The sequence below is a fragment of the Aestuariivita boseongensis genome (assembly GCF_001262635.1).
Lineage (GTDB): Bacteria > Pseudomonadota > Alphaproteobacteria > Rhodobacterales > Rhodobacteraceae > Aestuariivita > Aestuariivita boseongensis.
Genome location: NZ_JXYH01000144.1, coordinates 1 through 301, shown reverse-complemented (window position 1 = coordinate 301; position 301 = coordinate 1). Strand labels below are relative to the sequence as shown.

The window sequence follows — 301 nt, the reverse complement described above, 5'->3', positions numbered from 1 at the left end:
CCGCCACTGTAATACTGCTGTTGCCATCTGCCCACCTGAGTGGAATCCCCCAAGTTGAAAAGCGCCGCTGCGCGGCGCAAGGAAAGGGAGTCATCCCACATGCGCCGTAGAACAGAGAACTTGAACAAGGCACTGTAACGCTGGCCGGTACTGCTCAAGCTGGCCTCACCGTGTAATCGATAAGCCTCGACCCAACGACGAAGCAAGGTGGGGTCCATTTGAAATTGAGCGGCGACCCGGCGAAACCCTCGGCCTCGCTCAAGGAAAGCGGTGATGGCAGATAGCTTGAACTGCGTGGTGT

Annotated in this window: 1 protein-coding gene; it reads right to left on the bottom strand. The window is 57.5% G+C overall.

Annotated elements, in window-relative coordinates; translation table 11 throughout:
• Positions 1-301: helix-turn-helix domain-containing protein (locus TR61_RS19525; protein ID WP_157441009.1), on the bottom strand; the 301-nt coding region annotated here is incomplete at both ends.